This is a genomic window from Ramlibacter ginsenosidimutans, assembly GCF_016654015.1.
Classification (GTDB): domain Bacteria; phylum Pseudomonadota; class Gammaproteobacteria; order Burkholderiales; family Burkholderiaceae_C; genus Ramlibacter; species Ramlibacter ginsenosidimutans.
In genome coordinates this window covers 63,061-80,471 of record NZ_JAEPWM010000003.1, presented here as the reverse complement: position 1 = coordinate 80,471, position 17,411 = coordinate 63,061, and the positions used below count along the sequence as shown (strand labels likewise).

The window sequence follows — 17,411 nt, the reverse complement described above, 5'->3', positions numbered from 1 at the left end:
CCGGACTTCACTCGAAGTATCCAACCCGAGGAGAAGTCGTATGCAGGTCTTCCGTCATTCGCTCTGGCCGGTGGCACTCGCCTGTGCCCTCGCCGCCCCCGCCGCCACCGCGCAACAGGAAATCCAGGGCCAGCAAGGCAGCGGCCCGCCGATGATCGTCAAGGCGCCCAACGTGACGCAGGACATGCTGAACGCGGCGCATTCCCAGGGCGTCAACTGGCTGCACACGAACGGCGGCTACGAGCAGCAGCGCTACTACCCGGGCACGCAGATCAACACGGGCAACGTCAAGCGCCTGCGCCCGGTGTTCATGTTCCAGACCGAGGTGAAGGAGTCGATGGAGACCGCGCCCATCGTGGTGGACGGGGTCATGTACCTCACCACCGCCTTCAACCACGTGTACGCGATCGACGCGACGACGGGCCGCGAGTTCTGGCACTACAAGCACAAGATGGGTCCGATCACCACCTTCTGCTGCGGGCCGAACAACCGCGGCGTGGCGATCGAAGGCGGCAAGCTGTTCATGGGCACGCTGGACTCGAAGCTGCTCGCGCTGGACGCCAAGACGGGCGCCGTGCTGTGGCAGACCGAGATCGCCGATCCCGAGAAGGGCTACAGCGAGACGATGGCGCCCACCGTGATCGACGGCAAGGTGCTGATCGGCACCAACGGCGGCGAGTACGGCATCCGCGGCTTCGTGAAGGCCTATGGCGCGAATGACGGCAAGCTGCTCTGGACCTTCTACACCATCCCCGAGAAGGGCCACGAGGGCGTCTGGGCCGAGAACGATGCGACCGGCCGCAACATGAAGCGCGACATCGCCGCCGAAAAGCAGGCGCTGGCGCGCGACAGCTCGTTCTACCAGACGCTCGGAGGCGGCGTGTGGATGAACCCGGCAGTGGACCTCAAGACCCGCACGATCTTCTTCGTGGTCGGCAATCCCTCGCCGGACCTGTATGGCGCCGTGCGGCCCGGGGACAACCTGTACACCGACTCGATGGTGGCCGTGAACCTGGACACCGGCGAGTACAAGTGGCACTCGCAGTACATCGCGCACGACGTGTGGGACCTCGACGCCGTCAGCCCGCCCATGCTGGTCGACGTGAAGGACGCCAGCGGCCGCATGGTGCCGGCCGTGATCCACGGCGGCAAGACCGGCCATGTGTACGTGCATGACCGCGCCACCGGCAAGCTGATCCGCTTCTCCGACGCGATGATCCCGCAGGAGAACATGTGGGTGCTGCCCACCGCCACGGGCGCGCGCATGCTGCCCGGTGCGAACGGCGGCGTCGAATGGTCGCCGATGGCGTTCAGCCCGAAGCACCGCCTGGTGTATGCGCTGAACCTGCACCAGCCCATGACCTACCACGTCGAGGACGCGAAGTATCCCGGCGGCAAGCTGTGGCTCGGCGGCGCCTTCAAGACCATCGAGGGCGAAAAGCAATGGGGCCGCCTCGCCGCGGTCAACGTGGACACCGGCAAGGTGGCGTGGAAGTTCGACACCGAGCAGCCCCTGATCGGCGGCGCGCTGGCCACCGGCGGCGACCTCGTGTTCTACGGCGAAGGCAACGGTTTCATCCGGGCGCTGAACGCCGGCACGGGCCAGAAGCTGTGGGAATTCAATTGCGGCGCCGGCGCGAACGCGATGCCCGTGAGCTACATGGTCGGCGGCAAGCAGTACATCGCCATGGGCTGCGGCGGCAACACGCAGCTGGACTTCAAGCGCGGCAACACCATGGTGGTGTTCTCGCTGGACTGATGCACGCGACGCGGACTGCCCTCGCCTTCGCTGCGCTGCTCGCCGTGTGCGCCACGGCGGCGGCGCAGGATGTCGAGGCGGGCCGCACCAAGGCGCAGGCCTGCGCCGCGTGCCACGGCGCCGACGGCAACGGCACGACGGCCATGCCGGAGGTGCCCGCCCTCGCGGGCCAGACCTGGCGCTACCTGTACATCCAGCTGAAGGACTTCAAGGAGGGCCGGCGCAGCAATCCGCTCATGACGCCGATGGCGCAGCCGCTGTCGCGGGACGACATGATAGACATCGCCAACTACTACGCCTCGCTGCCCCTGAAGCCCAACGACTTCAAGGTGGACGACGGCAAGGCGAAGCTCGGAAAGGCAAAGGCCGACGAGACGCTGTGCACGATGTGCCATCTCGGCGGCTTCCTGGGCCAGAACGAGATCCCGCGCGTGGCGGGCCAGAAGTACCAGTACATCGTCGCGCAGCTGAAGGCCTTCAAGGAGAAGACCCGCACGAACGACGCGGGCAACATGACCAGCGTGGCGAGCACCTTGAGCGACCAGGACATCGAGAACCTGGGGCATTACCTGGCGAGCTTGCGTTAGATCGAGCAACGTGCATCGCTCGGGCCACGTGCGAGAGCGGGCAATGAGAACGCAGAGTGCGCAGAGGTTACGCAGAGGACGCAAAGGAAAACCTTCAATGGATTTCTCTGCGTCCTCTGCGTGACCTTTGCGTCCTCTGCGTTCTCCTGATTGATGCTCAGCGGCGTGCCCTCCTCGCGCGGCACGCGCCCCACGCCCGCGGTCAAAACCCGGCAGCCAACCCGTCCCGCCGCGAATCGCTCGCGATCACGTAGCCTTCCTTCTTGGTGTCGCCCATCTTCCAGATGAACTGGCCGGCGCCGAAGTCCTGGTAGTTGTCGTTGATGACCTCGATGCGGTGGCCGCGCGAGACGAGCTCCTGCACGGTGGCCTTGTTCATCTGCTGTTCGACGTTGATCTCCAGCCCGCTGTTGAAGCGCCAGCGCGGCGCATCGCAGGCGGCCTGCGGGTTCTGGTCGTAGTCCACCATGCGCACCACCGTCTGCAGGTGGCCTTGCGGCTGCATGTTGCCGCCCATCACGCCGAAGCTCATGACCGGTTGCCCGTCCTTCGTGAGGAAGGCCGGGATGATCGTGTGGAAGGGCCGCTTGCCCGGGGCGACCTGGTTGGCGCCCGGCTTCAGGCTGAAGCCATGCCCGCGGTTCTGCAGGCTGATGCCGTAGGTCGGCTCCACGCAGCCGGAGCCGAAGCCCATGTAGTTGCTCTGGATGAAGCTCACCATCATGCCGTTCTCGTCGGCGGCGGTGAGGTAGATCGTGCCGCCCTTGACGGGGTTGCCGGCCTTGAAGTCCTGCGCGCGCTTCATGTCGATCAGCTTCGCGCGGCTGGCGAGGTAGGCGTCGTCCAGCATCTGCTCGGTCGTCACTTCCATCGCCGCGCGCTCGCCGACGAAGCGGTAGGTGTCGGCGAAGGCGAGCTTCATCGCCTCGATCTGCAGGTGCTGCGAGTCGGCGCCATCCACCTTGTGCGAGCGCAGGTCGAAGTTGTCCAGGATGCCCAGCGCCATCAGCGCCGCGATGCCCTGGCCGTTGGGCGGGATCTCGTGCAGGGTGTAGCCGCGGTAGTTCTTCTGGATGGGCGTGACCCACTCCGGCTGGAAGCTCGCAAAGTCCTGCACCGTGTGCACGCCGCCGATGTCCTTGCTGAAGCGCGCGAGCGCCTCGGCGATCTCGCCCTGGTAGTAAGCCTTGCCCCGGGTCTCGCCGATCAGGCGCAGCGCGCGCGCGGCGGCCGGGAACTGGAACAGTTCGCCCACGCGCGGCGCGCGGCCCCAGGGCAGGAAGGTCTGCGCGAAGCCGGGCATCGTGCCCAGCTCCGGCGTTGCCGCATCCCACTTCTGCTGCACCACGACCGGCAGCAGGTAGCCGCGCTCCGCGATCTCGACGGCGGGCGCCATGAGGTCGGCGAAGGGCAGCTTGCCGTAGCGCTCGGAGAGCGCGACCCAGGTGGCGACCGCGCCCGGCACGGTGGCCGAGTCGATGCCGCGCTTGGGCGGCGTCGCCGCGTTGTCGCCGTACTTCTTGCGGAAGTACTCCGGCGTCCAGCCCGCGGGCGCCTTGCCCGAGCCGTTGATGCCTTGCAGCTGCTTGCCGTCCCACAGGATCGCGAAGGCGTCGCTGCCCAGCCCGTTGCTCACCGGCTCGCAGATCGTCATCGCGGCGGCGGCCGCGATGGCCGCATCCACCGCATTGCCGCCCTTCCACAGCATGCGCAGGCCGGCCTGCGCCGCCAGCGGATGCGAGGTGGACACCGCGTTGCGCGCGAAGACCGGGATGCGCGTGGTGGGGTACGGGTTATGGAAATCGAAATTCTTCATCGCGTCCTCATTCCAGGGTGAGCTTCTGCTCGGTGATGATCTTCTTCCACTTCGCGCGGTCCTGCTCGACGACGGTCGCGAATTGCTGCGGCGTCCCGCCGGCCGGCTGGATGCCGAGCCTGGCGAGGCGATCCTGCATGTCCTTGTCCTTCAGCACCTCGTTGACCGCGGCGTTGACGCGCGTGACCACGGCGGGCGGCAGGTTTTTCGGGCCGTAGAGGCCGAACCACACCACGGACTCGAAGCCCGGAAGCGTCTCGGACACGGCCGGCAGGTTGGGCAGCAGCGGCGAGCGCTTCAGGCTGGTCACCGCGAGGGCGCGCAGGCGGCCGGCCTGCACGTGCGGCAGGCCCGTGGGCATGGAGTCGAACAGCACGTGCACCTTGCCGCTCATGAGGTCCGGCATCGCCAGGGCCGTGCCCTTGTATGCCACGTGCGTCAGGTCCACCTTGGCCTCGGCCTTGAGGTATTCGGCGGTGAGTTGCACCACGGTGCCGGGGCCGCTGCTCGCGTAGTTCAGCTTGCCGGGGTTCTTGCGCGCGTAGGCGATCCACTCCTTCACGTCCTTGGCCGGCGTGTCGTTGGGCACCAGCATGAGGTTGGGCGCGTCGCCGACCTGCACGATGGGCGTGAAGTCCTTCGCGGTGTCGTAGGGCAGCTTCATGCCGAAGGCCGGCGCCACCGAGTGCGTGCTGCTGGTGCCGAGCAGCAGCGTGTAGCCGTCGGCCGGTGCGCGCGCGGCGAGGTCCGTGCCGATGGCGCCGCCCGCGCCCGGCTTGTTGTCGACGATGACCGTCTGGCCCAGGCGCTGGCCCAGCTTTTCGGAGACGGCGCGGGCGAAGACGTCGGTGGGGCCGCCGGCCGGGAAGGGAACGACCAGGCGGATGGGCTTGGCGGGGTAGCCGTCGGCGTGGGCCGAGGGCGTGACGACCGCCGCGGCGGCCAGCAGGAAGGGAGCGAACAACTTCAACATCATGCAGTCGATCATAGGGAGCGGCTCGCCAAAGCAAAAGCCAAACTTGCTTTAGCGAAGCTAAAGGTTTCGTTTAGGATCGCGCCATGAGCAGCATCCGCGTCCTGCGCACCTTCGCCGCGGTGGCGGCCGAGGGTTCGTTCGCGGCCGCCGCCGCACGCGTCGCGCTCACGCAGGCGGCCGTGGGCCAGCAGATGCGCGCGCTCGAAGGCGAACTCCGCAGGCCGCTGTTCGAGCGGCAGGGCAAGGCCGTGGTGCTCAACGACGCCGGCCGCACGCTGGTGCCGCAGGTGCGCCGGCTGCTCGCGCTGTACGAACAGATCCTGGCGCCCGATCCCGCCGCCGGCGCGATGGCGGGAACGGTGCAGCTCGGCGCCGTGGTTTCCGCGGTGCGCCCCTTGATCCAGGCGACGCTCGCGCTGAAGTCGCGCCACCCTGCCCTGGACCTGCACGTGTCCGCCGCCAAGTCGATCGAGCTGATCGAGCGCGTGCAGGCCGGCGGGCTCGACGCTGCGATCGTCGTGCGCGAGCCCGGGGTCGGCCCCGATCTCGCGTGGACCGCGCTCTATGCCGAGCCGATGGTGCTGCTGGCGCCGCGCAAGCTGGAGGAAGGCAACCCGCGCCTGCTCCTGCAGCGGCAGCCCTTCATCCGCTTCGACCCGACGCAGCACACGGGCCAGCTGGTGGAACGCACGCTCAAGCGGCTGCGCACGCGGCCGCAGGAACTGCTGGAGCTCAACGCGCTGGAGAGCATCGTCGAACTGGTGCGCTCGGGCCTGGGCGTGTCGGTGGTGCCGCTGCTGCGCGGTGCACGCTGGGCGAGCGATCCGAAGCTGCGCGTCATCGAACTGCCGCAGGCGGAGGAGCGCAAGCTCGCCCTGGCGCAGCGGCGCGACTCCGCGACCGCCGCGATCGTCGCGGCCGTCGTGAAGGAACTGTAGGAGCGCGCGGCCGCTGGACCGACCGCCCTACACTCGCCGCATGAAAGCCGCCGACATCGAGCCCTTCTTCGCCACTCTGAAAGCCGCCAACCCCATGCCGGCCAGCGAGCTCGAATACAGCACGGTCTTCGAGCTGCTGGTCGCGGTGCTGCTGTCGGCGCAGGCGACCGATGCGGGCGTGAACAAGGCGACGCGCCGGCTGTTCCACGTCGCCAACACGCCGCAGGCGATCCTCGCGCTGGGCGAGGAGGGGCTGAAGGAGTACATCAAGACGATCGGCCTCTATCGCATGAAGGCGAAGCACCTGATGGAGACCTGCCGCATCCTCGTGGAGCAGCATGGCGGGAAGGTGCCGCGCGACCGCGAGTCGCTGGAGGCACTGCCCGGCGTCGGGCGCAAGACGGCCAACGTGGTGCTCAACGTCGCCTTCGGCGAAGAAGCCATGGCTGTGGATACGCACATCTTCCGGGTCAGCAACCGCACCGGGCTCGCCCCGGGCAAGACCCCGCTGGAGGTGGAGCAGAAGCTGATGCAGCGCGTGCCGCCGGCGTACCGGCAGGACGCGCACCACTGGCTCATCCTGCACGGGCGCTACGTCTGCGTGGCGCGCCTGCCCAAGTGCTGGGAGTGCGCGGTCGCACGCTGGTGCGACTACCGGCCCAAGACACCTCCGCCCGCACTGCGCGCGTGAGCCGCTTGCGGTGTCACAATGGCCGCAACGCATCGACGAGACCGGCATGGACCAGGACCAGGAAATCAGGGAGACGCTCGACGTCCACAGGCAAAGCATCCAGGGGCTGGTGGACAACCAGCTCATGCTTGCCGCGCAGGTGCACGTGCTGCAAGCCGCGCTCGCCACGGTGCTGCTGCACCACCCCGACCGCGCCACGTTGCTGCGCACCTTCAAGGGCTACATGAAGATCTCCAAGGAGTCGACGCCGCAGCTGGCGCGGCACATGGAGGCGCTGGAAGGCGGCATGCTCGCCCTGCTGGGGCAGGACACCGAACCCGGCAAGGCCTGAGCGCCTGGCTCAGGCAGACCAGTCGCCGAACACGAAGCGGTAGATCCGCGGCCGGGTTTCGGCGGGACGCGCCAGCTCGAGCTGCAGCTCCTTGGGGCGCGGCCGGATGGCGATGAACTTCAGCACGCCTGCGCGGTGGTGCTTGCCGTCGCGGTCGCCTTCCCAGGCCAGCGGCTTCATCCGGTGGCCGTCGCCCACCAGCACGAACTGGTCCAGCGGCTCGTCGCCCTTGAGTCCGTGCACGCCCTGCGCGTCGTACGCGACGGCGAAGTCCCAGATGCTGCTGTCCTCGCCGAGGTTGCCCGCCGTCACGGCGACGGTGACGCCCTGGACCACCGTCTTCTGGGTCACGGACGGCCACGCGGCCACCCCGACGGAGATCAGGACCGCGAGGATTGCTGCGAACTTGCCGTTGCCCATACCGCCAAGGTACGCCACTGCGCTGGCGCGCGGTTGACATTCGTCAAATTTCCCTGCTCAGCGTACGGCCTGCGTGGTCCCCAGGCCACCCCAGCCCCCGCCCAGCGCCTGGATCAGCGCGACGATGGTCACCTGCCGGTCCACCTGCGCCTGCACGAGGGCACGGCGCGCGGTGGCGGCGTTCTGCTGCGCCGTGATCACTTCGGTGTAGTTCACCTGGCCCGCCTCGTAGCGGTTCAGGATCTGGCGCTCCACCAGGTCTGCCGCCCGGCTCGCCTCGGCGCGCAGCACCTGCTGCTCTTCCAGCACGCGCAGCGCGATGAGCTGGTCCTCGACGTTCTGGAATGCGGTGAGCGCGGTCTGGCGGTAGTGCGCCGCGGCCTGGCCCAGCGCGGCCCGCGACTGGTCCACGCGTGCGGTCGTCGCGCCGGCATCGAACACCATCTGCGTGGCGGTGAGGCCCAGCGCCCAGACCAGGTTCGACGCCTTGAACAGATCGCCGATGGTCGTTCCCACGGAGCTGATCGAGCCCGTGAGCCCGAAGCTCGGGAAGTAGCCGGCCCGCGCCACGCCGATCGCGGCGTTCGCCTGCGCGACCTGGCGTTCGGCCGCGGCGATGTCGGGACGGCGCTGCAGCAGCGTGCTGGGCACCTCCGCGGGCAACCGCGGAATGCTCACCGTCCATTTCAGGTCGACGGGGATGCTGAAGTCGGCGGGCGCGCGCCCCACCAGCACGGCGACGGCGTGCTCGCTGGTCTGGCGTGTGCGTTCCAGCGACAGCAGGTCGGCCTGCGCATTCGCGAGCTGGCTTTCCGCCTGCAGCACGTCGGTGCGCGCGACCACGCCCGCGTCGTAGCGGTTGCGCGTGATCTGCACCGAGCGCTGGTAGCCGGCCACGACGTCCTTCTGCAAGGCGTAGAACAGGTCGGCCTGGCGCACGGTGAAGTAGTTGCTGGCGAGCTCGCCGCGCGCAGCGAGCCGGGCCGCCGCGAGGTCGGCCTCGGCGACCTGCTCGCCATAGCGGGCGCGATCCACCGTCAGCCGCAGCCGTCCGAACACGTCGGGCTCCCAGCTCGCGCCAAGGTTGACGCGGTAGCTGCGCGTGGTCGACCGGTTCTCGGCGCCGGTGCGGTTGGCGCTGCCGTCGAGCGTCACCTGCGGGAACATGGCGGCCCGCTGCTCGCGGGTGAGCGCGCGGGCCTCTTCATAGGCGGCGATCGCGGCGGCGACGTTCTGGTTGGTGACGTCCACCTGCGCGGCCAGCGCGTTGAGCAGAGGGTCGTCGAACAGCTCCCACCAGGGCCCGCGCTCCAGCGTGTCGGCGGGCGCGGCCTGCACCCAGACGCCGTTGCCCTCCTTGAAGCTCGCGGGCGTGTCGACGCTGGGCACTTCGTAGTTGGGTGCGAGGTTGGCGCAGCCGGCGAGCAGCAGCGCGGGCACGAGCGCGAGCAGGAGCGGACGGGAGGCAGGCAGCAGCTTCATCGGGTTCAGGCGGTTCGGGCTTCGCCGTGCCGCGCCAGCTCGCGCTCGAGCGGACTGCGGCGGCGCAGCTTGTCCAGCAGCAGGTAGACCACCGGCGTCGTGAGCAGCGTGATCACCTGGCTGGCGATCAGGCCGCCGATGATGGAGATGCCCAGGGGCCGGCGCAGCTCGGCGCCTTCGCCGAAGCCGATGGCCAGCGGCAGCGCGCCGAGGATCGCGGCCAGGGTGGTCATGAGGATGGGGCGGAAGCGCAGCAGGCAGGCCTCGCGCACCGCTTCGTAGGGCGACAGGCCGCGCGAGCGCTCCGCGTCCAGCGCGAAGTCGATGATCAGGATCGCGTTCTTCTTGACGATGCCGATCAGCAGGAACAGCCCGATCAGCGCCATGATCGAGAACTCCATGTGGAAGATCAGCAGGGCCAGCACGGCGCCGATGCCCGCCGAGGGCAGCGTGGACAGCACGGTGATCGGGTGCACCAGGCTCTCGTACAGCACGCCCAGCACGATGTAGATCACCACCAGCGCCGCGAGGATCAGCAAGGGCTGCTGCTGGTTCGTCTCCTGCGCCTGCCGCGCCGTGCCCTGGAAGCTGCCGCGCACGTTGATCGGCATGCTGATCTGCGCCTCGGCGGCCCGCACGGCAGCCTCCCCGTCGGCCAGCGTGTGCCCGTCGGCGAGGTTGTAGGAGATGGTGGCGGCGAGCTCCGCGTCCTGGTGGTTGACCGAGGTCGCGGCCGGCCGCTCGGCGAAATGCGCGATCGCCGACAAGGGCACCATGGGCGTGGTCGCCGAACTCACGGCGGTCCCGGTGGAGGCGTCGCGCAGCGACAGGTTGGCCGAGGTGCCAGCGCCGCCGCTGGTGCCCGCCGCGGTGCTGGTGCCCGTGGCACTGCCACCCCCGCTCGCCGTGCTGCCCGAGACCCCGGTCGACGCCAGGCCGGTCTCCGGCGTCGGCGCGCCCGTGTTCTTCGCCGGCACGTACACGTCCTTCAGCGCCTCCGGCGTCACGATGTAGCGCGGCGCCAGTTGCATGATCACCTTGTACTGGTTCAGCTCCTCGTAGATCGTCGCCACCTGGCGCTGGCCGAAGGCGTCGTACAGCGCGTTGTCGACGCTGCGCGCGCTGATGCCCATGCGGGCGGCGCTCGAGCGGTCGACGTCGACATACGTCTCGATGCCGTTCTCCTGCAGGTCGCTGTCGATGTCGGTCAGCGCCGGCTGCTCCTTCATCGCCTCCATCAGCTTGTTGCCCCACAGCTTGAGGTCGGCGACGTTGTCGCTCTTGAGCGTGTACTGGTAGGTGCTGTTGCTGGAGCGCCCGCCCATGCGCACGTCCTGCACGGGATTGAGAAACAGGCTCACGCCCGTGACGCGCGCCAGCTTGGGCCGCAGCCGGGAGATCACCTCCTGGCCGCGCGGCTCGCCGTGGCCGCGCTTGAGCGTCATCATCATGAAGCCGCCGCCCGCGCGCGAGCCGCCGGTGAAGGCGACCACCGTGTCGACGGCTTCGTCGGCGCGGATGATGTCCACCAGCTGGCGCAGCTTGTCCTGCATCTGCTGGAACGAGATGCTCTGGTCGGCCCGGATGCCGCCCATGACCTGCCCGGTGTCCTGCTGCGGGAAGAAGCCCTTGGGCACGCGCACGAACAGGAAGATGTTCAGGCCGATCACCAGCAGCAGGATCAGCAGCACCAGCCAGCGCGCCGACAGCGCCCAGTCCAGGCTCACCGCATAGATGCGGTGCACGCGGTCGAACGCCGCTTCAGCCCAGCGCGAAATGCGCGAGGGCTTCTTCTCGTGCGCGCTCGGGCTCAGCAGCCAGGCGCACATCATCGGCGTCGTGGTGAGCGACAGCAGCAGCGAGATCATGACCGCGGCCGAGAGCGAAACGGCGAACTCGCGGAACAGGCGGCCCACCTGCCCGCCCATGAACAGCAGCGGGATGAACACGGCGATCAGCGAGATGCTGATGGACAGCACCGTGAAGCCCACCTCGCGCGCGCCGCGCAGCGCGGCCTGGAAGCGGTCCATGCCCTGCTCGATGTGGCGCGAAGTGTTCTCCAGCACCACGATGGCGTCGTCCACGACGAAGCCCGTCGCCACGGTGAGCGCCATCAGCGACAGGTTGTTGAGCGAGAAGCCGAGCACGTACATGATGCCCAGCGTCCCCATTAGCGAGACGATCGTGGCCACCGCAGGGATGAAGGTGGCGCGCGCGCTGCGCAGGAACACGCTCACCACCAGCACGACCAGGATGATGGCGATGGCGAGCGTGAGCTCCACTTCGTGCAGCGAGGACCGGATGGAGAAGGTGCGGTCCGAGGCCACGTCGATGGCGATGTCCTTGGGCAGGGAGGCCTGCAGCTCCGGCAGCAGCGCGCGCACGCCGTCCACGGTCTCGATGACGTTGGCGCCCGGCTGCAGGGTCACCAGCACGATCACCGCGGGCCGGCCGTTGAACAGGCCCATGGTGTTGATGTTCTCCACGCCGTCGCTCACCTCGGCGACATCCGACAGGCGCACCGCCGCGCCGTTGCGCCAGGCGACCACCAGGTCGCGGTAGTCCGAGGCCGTCTTGCCTCCGTTGGGCATGTCGGCGGTGCCGGTGTAGATCTGCAGCCGGTTGCCGTTCACCGTGACGTCGCCCTTGGGCCGGTTGGCCGTGCCGGCCTGCAGCGCCGCGCGCACGTCCTCCATCGCGATGCCGTAGCGGTTCAGCGCAAACGGGATCATGTCCACGCGCACCGCCGGCTGCGACCCGCCCCCGAGTTCCACGTCGCCGACGCCGGGCACCTGCGCGATCTTCTGCTGCACGAGGTTGTTGACCACGTCGTAGATGCGGCCGGGCGAGCGCGTCGGCGAGGTCAGCGCCAGGATGATCACGGGCGCGGCCGACGGGTTGGCCTTGCGGTAGGTGGGGTTGCTGCGCAACGTGGCCGGCAGGTCGGAGCGGGACGCGTTGATCGCGGCCTGCACTTCGCGCGCGGCCGCGTCGATGTCGCGGTTCAGGTCGAACTGCAGGGTGACGCGCGTGCTGCCGTTGCCGCTGGAGGAGGTCACCTCGTTGACGCCGGCGATCACGCCGAGGCGGCGCTCCAGCGGCGTCGCCACGCTGCTGGCCATCGTCTGCGGACTGGCGCCCGGCAGGTTCGCCGACACCGAGATCACCGGGAAGTCCACCTGCGGCAGCGAAGCGACTGGAAGCTTGAAGAAAGCCGCGATGCCGGCAAGCGCGATCCACACCGTGAGCAGCACGGTGCCCACGGGTCGGCGGACGAAGGGGCCGGAGAGGTTCATGGCGCCTGCCGCCTCACTCGCCGCCGCCGCCGGCCGGCCCGCCCTCACCCACGGCCGGGGGCAGGTAAGAGGCGCGTTCGTCCTTCGGTGGCTCGATCCGGGCCCCCTGGCCCTCAGGGAAGCTGGTGTGGGGGCGCCGGGCACCGCGCTTGCGCCAGCGCGACCCCAGCTGGTCGAAGCCGAGGTAGATCACGGGCGTGGTGAAGAGCGTGAGCAACTGGCTCACGATCAGGCCGCCGAAGATGGCCAGCCCGAGGGGCCGGCGCAGCTCCGCGCCCTGGCCGAAACTGAGCATCAGCGGGATCGCCGCGAACAAGGCCGCCAGCGTCGTCATCAGGATGGGCCGGAAGCGCAGCAGCGCGGCCTGGTGGATCGCCTCGCGCGGCGACTTGCCCTGCTCGCGCTCGGCGTCGAGCGCGAAGTCGATCATCATGATCGCGTTCTTCTTGACGATGCCGATCAGCAGGATGATGCCGATGATGCCGATCACGCCGAGCCCGGAACCACTGAGCAGCAGCGCGAGCAGCGCGCCCACGCCGGCGGAAGGCAGCGTGGAGAGGATCGTGAGCGGGTGCACGTAGCTCTCGTACAGCACGCCCAGCACGATGTACACGCAGACCACCGCCGCGAGGATCAGCCACAGCTGATTCGACAGGGAGGTCTCGTACGCACCCGCCGCGCCGAGCATCGTGACGGACACCGTCGCCGGCATCTGCAGGTCCTTCAGCGCGCCATGGATCGTGTCCACCGCGGAGCCGAGGGCCACGCCCGGGGCCGTGTTGAAGCCGATGGTGGCGGCTGGGTACTGCGCCACGTGCGTGATCTGCAGCGGCGCCCGGCGCTCGCTGACGCGGGCCACGGCGGTCAGCGGCGTCGCCGTGCCGGAGCTGGAGATCAGCTGGATGTTGCTCAGGTCGCCGATGGCGGGCAGGGAATCCGTGCGCGCCTCCAGGATCACGCGGTACTGGTTGGTCTCGGTGAAGATGGTGGAGACGATGCGCTGGCCGAACGCGCTGTAGAGCGCCTCGTCGATGGTGGAAGCGGCGATACCCAGGCGCGCAGCGGTGCTGCGGTCCACGTCCACGTACAGCGCCGCGCCGCTCGCGCCGGCATCGGTGGTGACGTCGGCCAGGCGCTTCTCCTGCGCCAGCCGGTCCACGATGCGCTGCGTCCAGTCGTTCACCACCGCCGGGTCCGAGCCTTCCACGGACATGCGGTACAGCGTCGGCCCGGTCTCGGATTCGATGGTGAGGTCCTGCACCGGCTGCACGAACAGGCGCGTTCCCGCGACCTGCTCGCCCTTCTGGCGCAGGCGGTCCATCACGCCTTGCAGGCTGCCGTGCGAATCCTTCAGGTTCACCAGCATGCTGCCGATGTTCAGCATCGTGTTGTTGGCCGCGTCGACGCCGACGAAGCTGGCGACCGACTGCACCGCCGGGTCGGCGAGCAGCCGCCGCGCGACTTCCTGCTGCAAGGCCGCCATGCTGCCGTAGGAGGAGGATTGCGCCGCCTGCACGCGCACCTGCAGCTGGCCGGTGTCCTGGGTGGGGAACAGCGTCTTCGGAATGGCGATGTACAGCAGCACCGTGAACAGCAGCGTGCCCAGCGCCACCAGCAGCGTGAGCCGCTCGCGCGCCAGCACCCAGGTGAGCGCGCCGTCGTACTTCTCGACCACGCGGTCGAAGGAGAGCTGGATGCGCGCGCCGATGCCGTGCTCGGGCGGCTCCAGCGTGCGAACCATGCGCGCCGTCATCATCGGCACCAGCGTCAGGGACACCACCGCGGAGATCAGGATGGTGATCGCCAGCGTCACGGCGAACTCGCGGAACAGCCGGCCGATCACGTCGCCCATGAACAGCAGCGGGATCAGCACGGCGATCAGCGACACCGTGAGGGAAATGATCGTGAAGCCGATCTCGCTGGCGCCCTTGAGCGCTGCCTCCATGGGCCGCTCGCCGTTCTCCATGTGGCGCGCGATGTTCTCGATCATCACGATCGCGTCGTCCACCACGAAGCCGGTGGCGATGGTCAGCGACATCAGCGACAGGTTGTTGAGGCTGTACCCCAGCAGGTACATCGCGCCGCAGGTTCCGATCAGCGAGATCGGCACCGACAGGCTCGCCACCAGCGTGGCGCGCGGGCTGTGCAGGAAGGCGAAGATCACCAGCACGACCAGCAGCACGGCCAGCACGAGCTCCATCTCCACGTGCTCCACCGAGGCGCGGATGCCGGTGGTGCGGTCGGCCAGCACCTCGACCTGGATCGACGCCGGCAGTCCCGCGGTCAGCTGCGGCAGGCGCTGCTTGATCGCGTCCACCGTGGCGATGACGTTGGCGCCGGGCTGCCGCTGCACGTTGAGGATGATCGCCGGCTGCAGCGCGGGCGCGGCCGCGCCCCGGCAGCTGCCGTCCTGGCCGGCTCTGTCCTGGCTGTCGCACGCGTGGCCCGCCCAGGCGCCCAGCTTCACGTTCTCGGCGCTCTGCACGACCTGCGCGACGTCCGACAGGTGCACCGGCGCGCCGTTGCGGAAGGCGACCACCAGGTTGCTGTAGTCCTGCGCCGTGAGCAGCTGGTCGTTGGAGTTGATGGTGTACGAGCGCGTCGGGCCGTCGATGCTGCCCTTCGCCGCATTCGCGTTCGCCGCCGTGATCGCGGTGCGCAGCGTGTCGATCGCGATGCCCAGCGAGGCCAGCGCGTTGGTGTCGGCCTGGATGCGCACGGCCGGGCGCTGGCCGCCCGCGAGCGTCACCAGCCCGACGCCGCTCACCTGGCTGATCTTGAGCGCGAGCTGCGTGTCGACGATGTTGCGCACCTCGGTAAGCGGCAGCGTGCCCGACGTGATCGAGAGCGTGAGCACGGGCGCGTCGGCCGGGTTCACCTTGGCGTAGGTCGGCGGCGCCGGCAGGTCCGCGGGCAGCAGCGAGGCGCCTGCGTTGATGGCGGCCTGCACCTGCTGCTCCGCCACGTCGAGCGCCAGGCCCAACGTGAACTGCAGCGTGATGATGGACACACCCGCCGCGCTGGTGGACCCCATGCGCGAGAGTCCGGGCATCTGGCCGAACTGGCGCTCCAGCGGTGCGGTGACGGTCTGCGCCATCACCTCGGGGCTGGCGCCCGGATAGAGCGTCTGCACCTGGATGGTCGGGTAGTCGACCTGCGGCAGCGCCGACAGCGGCAGGAACTTCAGCCCGAGCAGGCCGGCCAGCACGATCGCCACCATCAGCAGCGCCGTGGCGACGGGTCGGAGGATGAAGGGACGGGAAGGACTCATCGAGTGCGGCCCTCACCCCAGCCCTCTGCCGGCAGCAGAGGCAGGGAAATGCGGCGGACGACCATCACTGCTGCGGGTTGGCGGAGCCGTCGCCGGCCGCGGCGCGGCGCTTCTGGTACTCCTCGCGGCGCTTCGCCCGCTCCTCCGGCGAGAGCTTGCTGAACTCCGCGCGCCGCTGCGCGCGCTCCTCGGGTGACAGATGCGCCCCCGGCCCGGCATCGCCGCTCGCCGCTGGAGCACCCATCGCGGACGAAGCCGCGGCCTGCGCGGGCGACACGGGCTGCGTGGGTTCGCCGCGCGCCCAGGTGCGGGAACCTTCCGGTTGCGGCGGCACGGCCGGCGTCCCGGCGAAGGGGCTCGTCGCCGGCCCGCGCTGCGCGGCCGATGCGCCGGTGAAGGGCGCGGAAGCGGCGGGCTGGACTCCGGGCGCCGCACCGTCGGCCCCACCCGCGTTGCGGCGACGGCCGCCGTTGCCACCCGGCCCGCCGCCTTGCGGCGACTCGCCCGGCAGCGTGACGCGGGCGCCGTCGCGCAGGCGGTCGGCGCCTTCGGTGATCACGCGCTCGCCGACCTGCAGCCCGCTCACGATCTGCACGCGGTCGTCGACCTGCTGCCCGCGCACCACGGGCCGCTGCTTCACCGTGTGGTCCTGCTGCAGGACGAACACGAATTCGCCGCTGCCGCTCTGGCGCACCGCGGCCACGGGCACGACGACCGCGTTCTGGATGGTGCGCACCTGCAGCTGCACGTTCACGAACTGGCTGGGAAAGAGCTGCAGGCGGGCGTTGTTGAAGCGCGCCTTGGCCCGGACCGTGCCCGTCGTGGTGTCGATCTGGTTGTCCAGCGAGGCGAACACGCCGCTGTCCAGCAAGGTGGTCTTGGTGCGGTCGTAGGCCCGCACCTCCATGAAGCCGCCGCCGTTGTGCTGCAGCCAGGCCGCGTTGTCCTGCGGGATGGCGAACTGCACGTCGATCGGCGTCATCTTGGTGATGACCGCGATGCCGTTCGCATCGCTGGTGCTCACCTGGTTGCCCAGGTCCACGGTGCGCAGGCCCACGCGCCCGTCGATGGGCGAGGTGATGCGCGTCCAGGAGAGGTTCAGGCGCGCCGTTCCCTCGGCGGCCTTGTCGGAAACGATGGTGGCTTCGAGCTGGTGGACGGTCGCGGCCTGCGTGTCGACGTCCTGGCGTGCGATCGAGTCCTGCTTGAGCAGCGTCTCGTAGCGCGCGAGCGTGACGCGCGCCGCCGCGAGCTGCGCCTCGTCCTTCATGCGCTGGCCGGTCGCCTGCTGCAAGGCATTCTCGAACGGACGTGGATCGATCGTCGCGAGCAGTTGCCCGGCCTTCACGGACTGGCCTTCCTTGAACAACACCTGGGTGAGCACGCCGCTGACCTGGGGGCGCACGCGCACGGTGGCCTGCGGCGTCACCGTGCCGAGTGCGTCGAGGTTGACCGGGATGTCCATCGCCTGCGCCACCGCGACGCCGACGGTGGTTGCACCGCGGCCGCCGCCCGGGCCGCCGGGACCGCCGGCACCGCCACGGCCGCCGGCTCCGCCTGCGCGCCCCGCGCTCGCCATCGTCGCGGGGCGGGTCAGGTCCCACGCCAGCCAGGCGAGCCCGGCCGCCACCAGCAGCGCGATGACGGTGCCGATCAGCGACGCGCGCCGGCTCAACCGCTTGCGCGGCGCCGGGGCGGCATCTGCAGGTCGGGACTCATCGGCCGGTGACTGCGGCGGGGGAATGGGCATCGGGATCCTTGGGTTCCGTCGTAAGCGGGCAAGTTCAGCAGCAGCAGAGCGTGCCCCTGCGCGCCTCCTCCTCAGGACGGCTCGCGGCGCAAAG

12 protein-coding genes are annotated in these 17,411 nt (G+C 69.5%); 5 read left to right on the top strand and 7 right to left on the bottom strand.

All coding sequences use genetic code 11. The annotated features are described in order from the left end of the window. Nucleotides 1-40: 40 nt before the first annotated feature. A complete protein-coding gene (locus JJB11_RS09820) occupies nucleotides 41-1,759 on the top strand; it encodes a pyrroloquinoline quinone-dependent dehydrogenase (protein ID WP_201169458.1) in 1,719 nt (572 codons plus the stop codon). Next, entirely contained in the window at nucleotides 1,759-2,346 is a 588-nt protein-coding gene (locus tag JJB11_RS09815) for a c-type cytochrome (protein ID WP_201169445.1), read from the top strand. Before JJB11_RS09820 ends, JJB11_RS09815 begins: the two co-directional genes overlap by 1 nt. A 202-nt stretch (nucleotides 2,347-2,548) precedes the next feature. Here the strand turns inward: JJB11_RS09815 and JJB11_RS09810 are convergent, their stop codons facing one another. Both JJB11_RS09810 and JJB11_RS09805 read right to left on the bottom strand, forming a co-directional pair. Then, nucleotides 2,549-4,162: a gamma-glutamyltransferase family protein gene (locus JJB11_RS09810; protein ID WP_201169443.1), complete on the bottom strand. Its 1,614-nt coding sequence runs from the start codon at nucleotides 4,160-4,162 to the stop codon at nucleotides 2,549-2,551. A 7-nt stretch (nucleotides 4,163-4,169) separates the two neighbouring features. Further along, complete coding sequence (locus JJB11_RS09805) at nucleotides 4,170-5,138, bottom strand: Bug family tripartite tricarboxylate transporter substrate binding protein (protein WP_201964747.1); 969 nt, start codon at nucleotides 5,136-5,138, stop codon at nucleotides 4,170-4,172. Between the two features lie 83 nt (nucleotides 5,139-5,221). Here JJB11_RS09805 and JJB11_RS09800 point away from each other — a divergent pair, with 83 nt between their 5' ends. The 3 genes from JJB11_RS09800 to JJB11_RS09790 are packed head-to-tail and all read left to right on the top strand — an operon-like array spanning nucleotide 5,222 to nucleotide 7,098. Continuing rightward, nucleotides 5,222-6,076 (top strand): LysR family transcriptional regulator, encoded by an 855-nt coding sequence (locus JJB11_RS09800; RefSeq protein ID WP_201169441.1) that lies wholly within the window; start codon nucleotides 5,222-5,224, stop codon nucleotides 6,074-6,076. Between the two features lie 40 nt (nucleotides 6,077-6,116). Continuing rightward, on the top strand, nucleotides 6,117-6,767 hold the full coding sequence (gene nth, locus JJB11_RS09795) for an endonuclease III (protein WP_201169439.1): 651 nt from the start codon (nucleotides 6,117-6,119) through the stop codon (nucleotides 6,765-6,767). A 46-nt stretch (nucleotides 6,768-6,813) separates the two neighbouring features. Then, entirely contained in the window at nucleotides 6,814-7,098 is a 285-nt protein-coding gene (locus JJB11_RS09790; protein WP_201169437.1) for a hypothetical protein, read from the top strand. 9 nt (nucleotides 7,099-7,107) lie between these two features. Here JJB11_RS09790 and JJB11_RS09785 read toward each other — a convergent pair whose 3' ends face one another. From JJB11_RS09785 to JJB11_RS09765, 5 genes are all read right to left on the bottom strand, one after another. Then, entirely contained in the window at nucleotides 7,108-7,518 is a 411-nt protein-coding gene (locus JJB11_RS09785; protein ID WP_201169436.1) for a hypothetical protein, read from the bottom strand. A gap of 57 nt (nucleotides 7,519-7,575) precedes the next feature. Further along, a complete protein-coding gene (locus tag JJB11_RS09780; RefSeq protein ID WP_201169433.1) occupies nucleotides 7,576-9,000 on the bottom strand; it encodes an efflux transporter outer membrane subunit in 1,425 nt (474 codons plus the stop codon). A 5-nt stretch (nucleotides 9,001-9,005) separates the two neighbouring features. Continuing rightward, the gene (locus JJB11_RS09775) at nucleotides 9,006-12,296 is read right to left on the bottom strand and encodes an efflux RND transporter permease subunit (protein WP_201169430.1); all 3,291 of its coding nucleotides are present in this window, start codon (nucleotides 12,294-12,296) and stop codon (nucleotides 9,006-9,008) included. Nucleotides 12,297-12,309: 13 nt separating this feature from the next. Continuing rightward, the gene (locus JJB11_RS09770) at nucleotides 12,310-15,567 is read right to left on the bottom strand and encodes an efflux RND transporter permease subunit (protein WP_201169427.1); all 3,258 of its coding nucleotides are present in this window, start codon (nucleotides 15,565-15,567) and stop codon (nucleotides 12,310-12,312) included. Nucleotides 15,568-15,631: 64 nt separating this feature from the next. Beyond that, nucleotides 15,632-17,242, bottom strand: a complete 1,611-nt coding sequence (locus tag JJB11_RS09765) for an efflux RND transporter periplasmic adaptor subunit (protein WP_201964746.1) — start codon at nucleotides 17,240-17,242, stop codon at nucleotides 15,632-15,634. Nucleotides 17,243-17,411 lie beyond the last annotated feature (169 nt).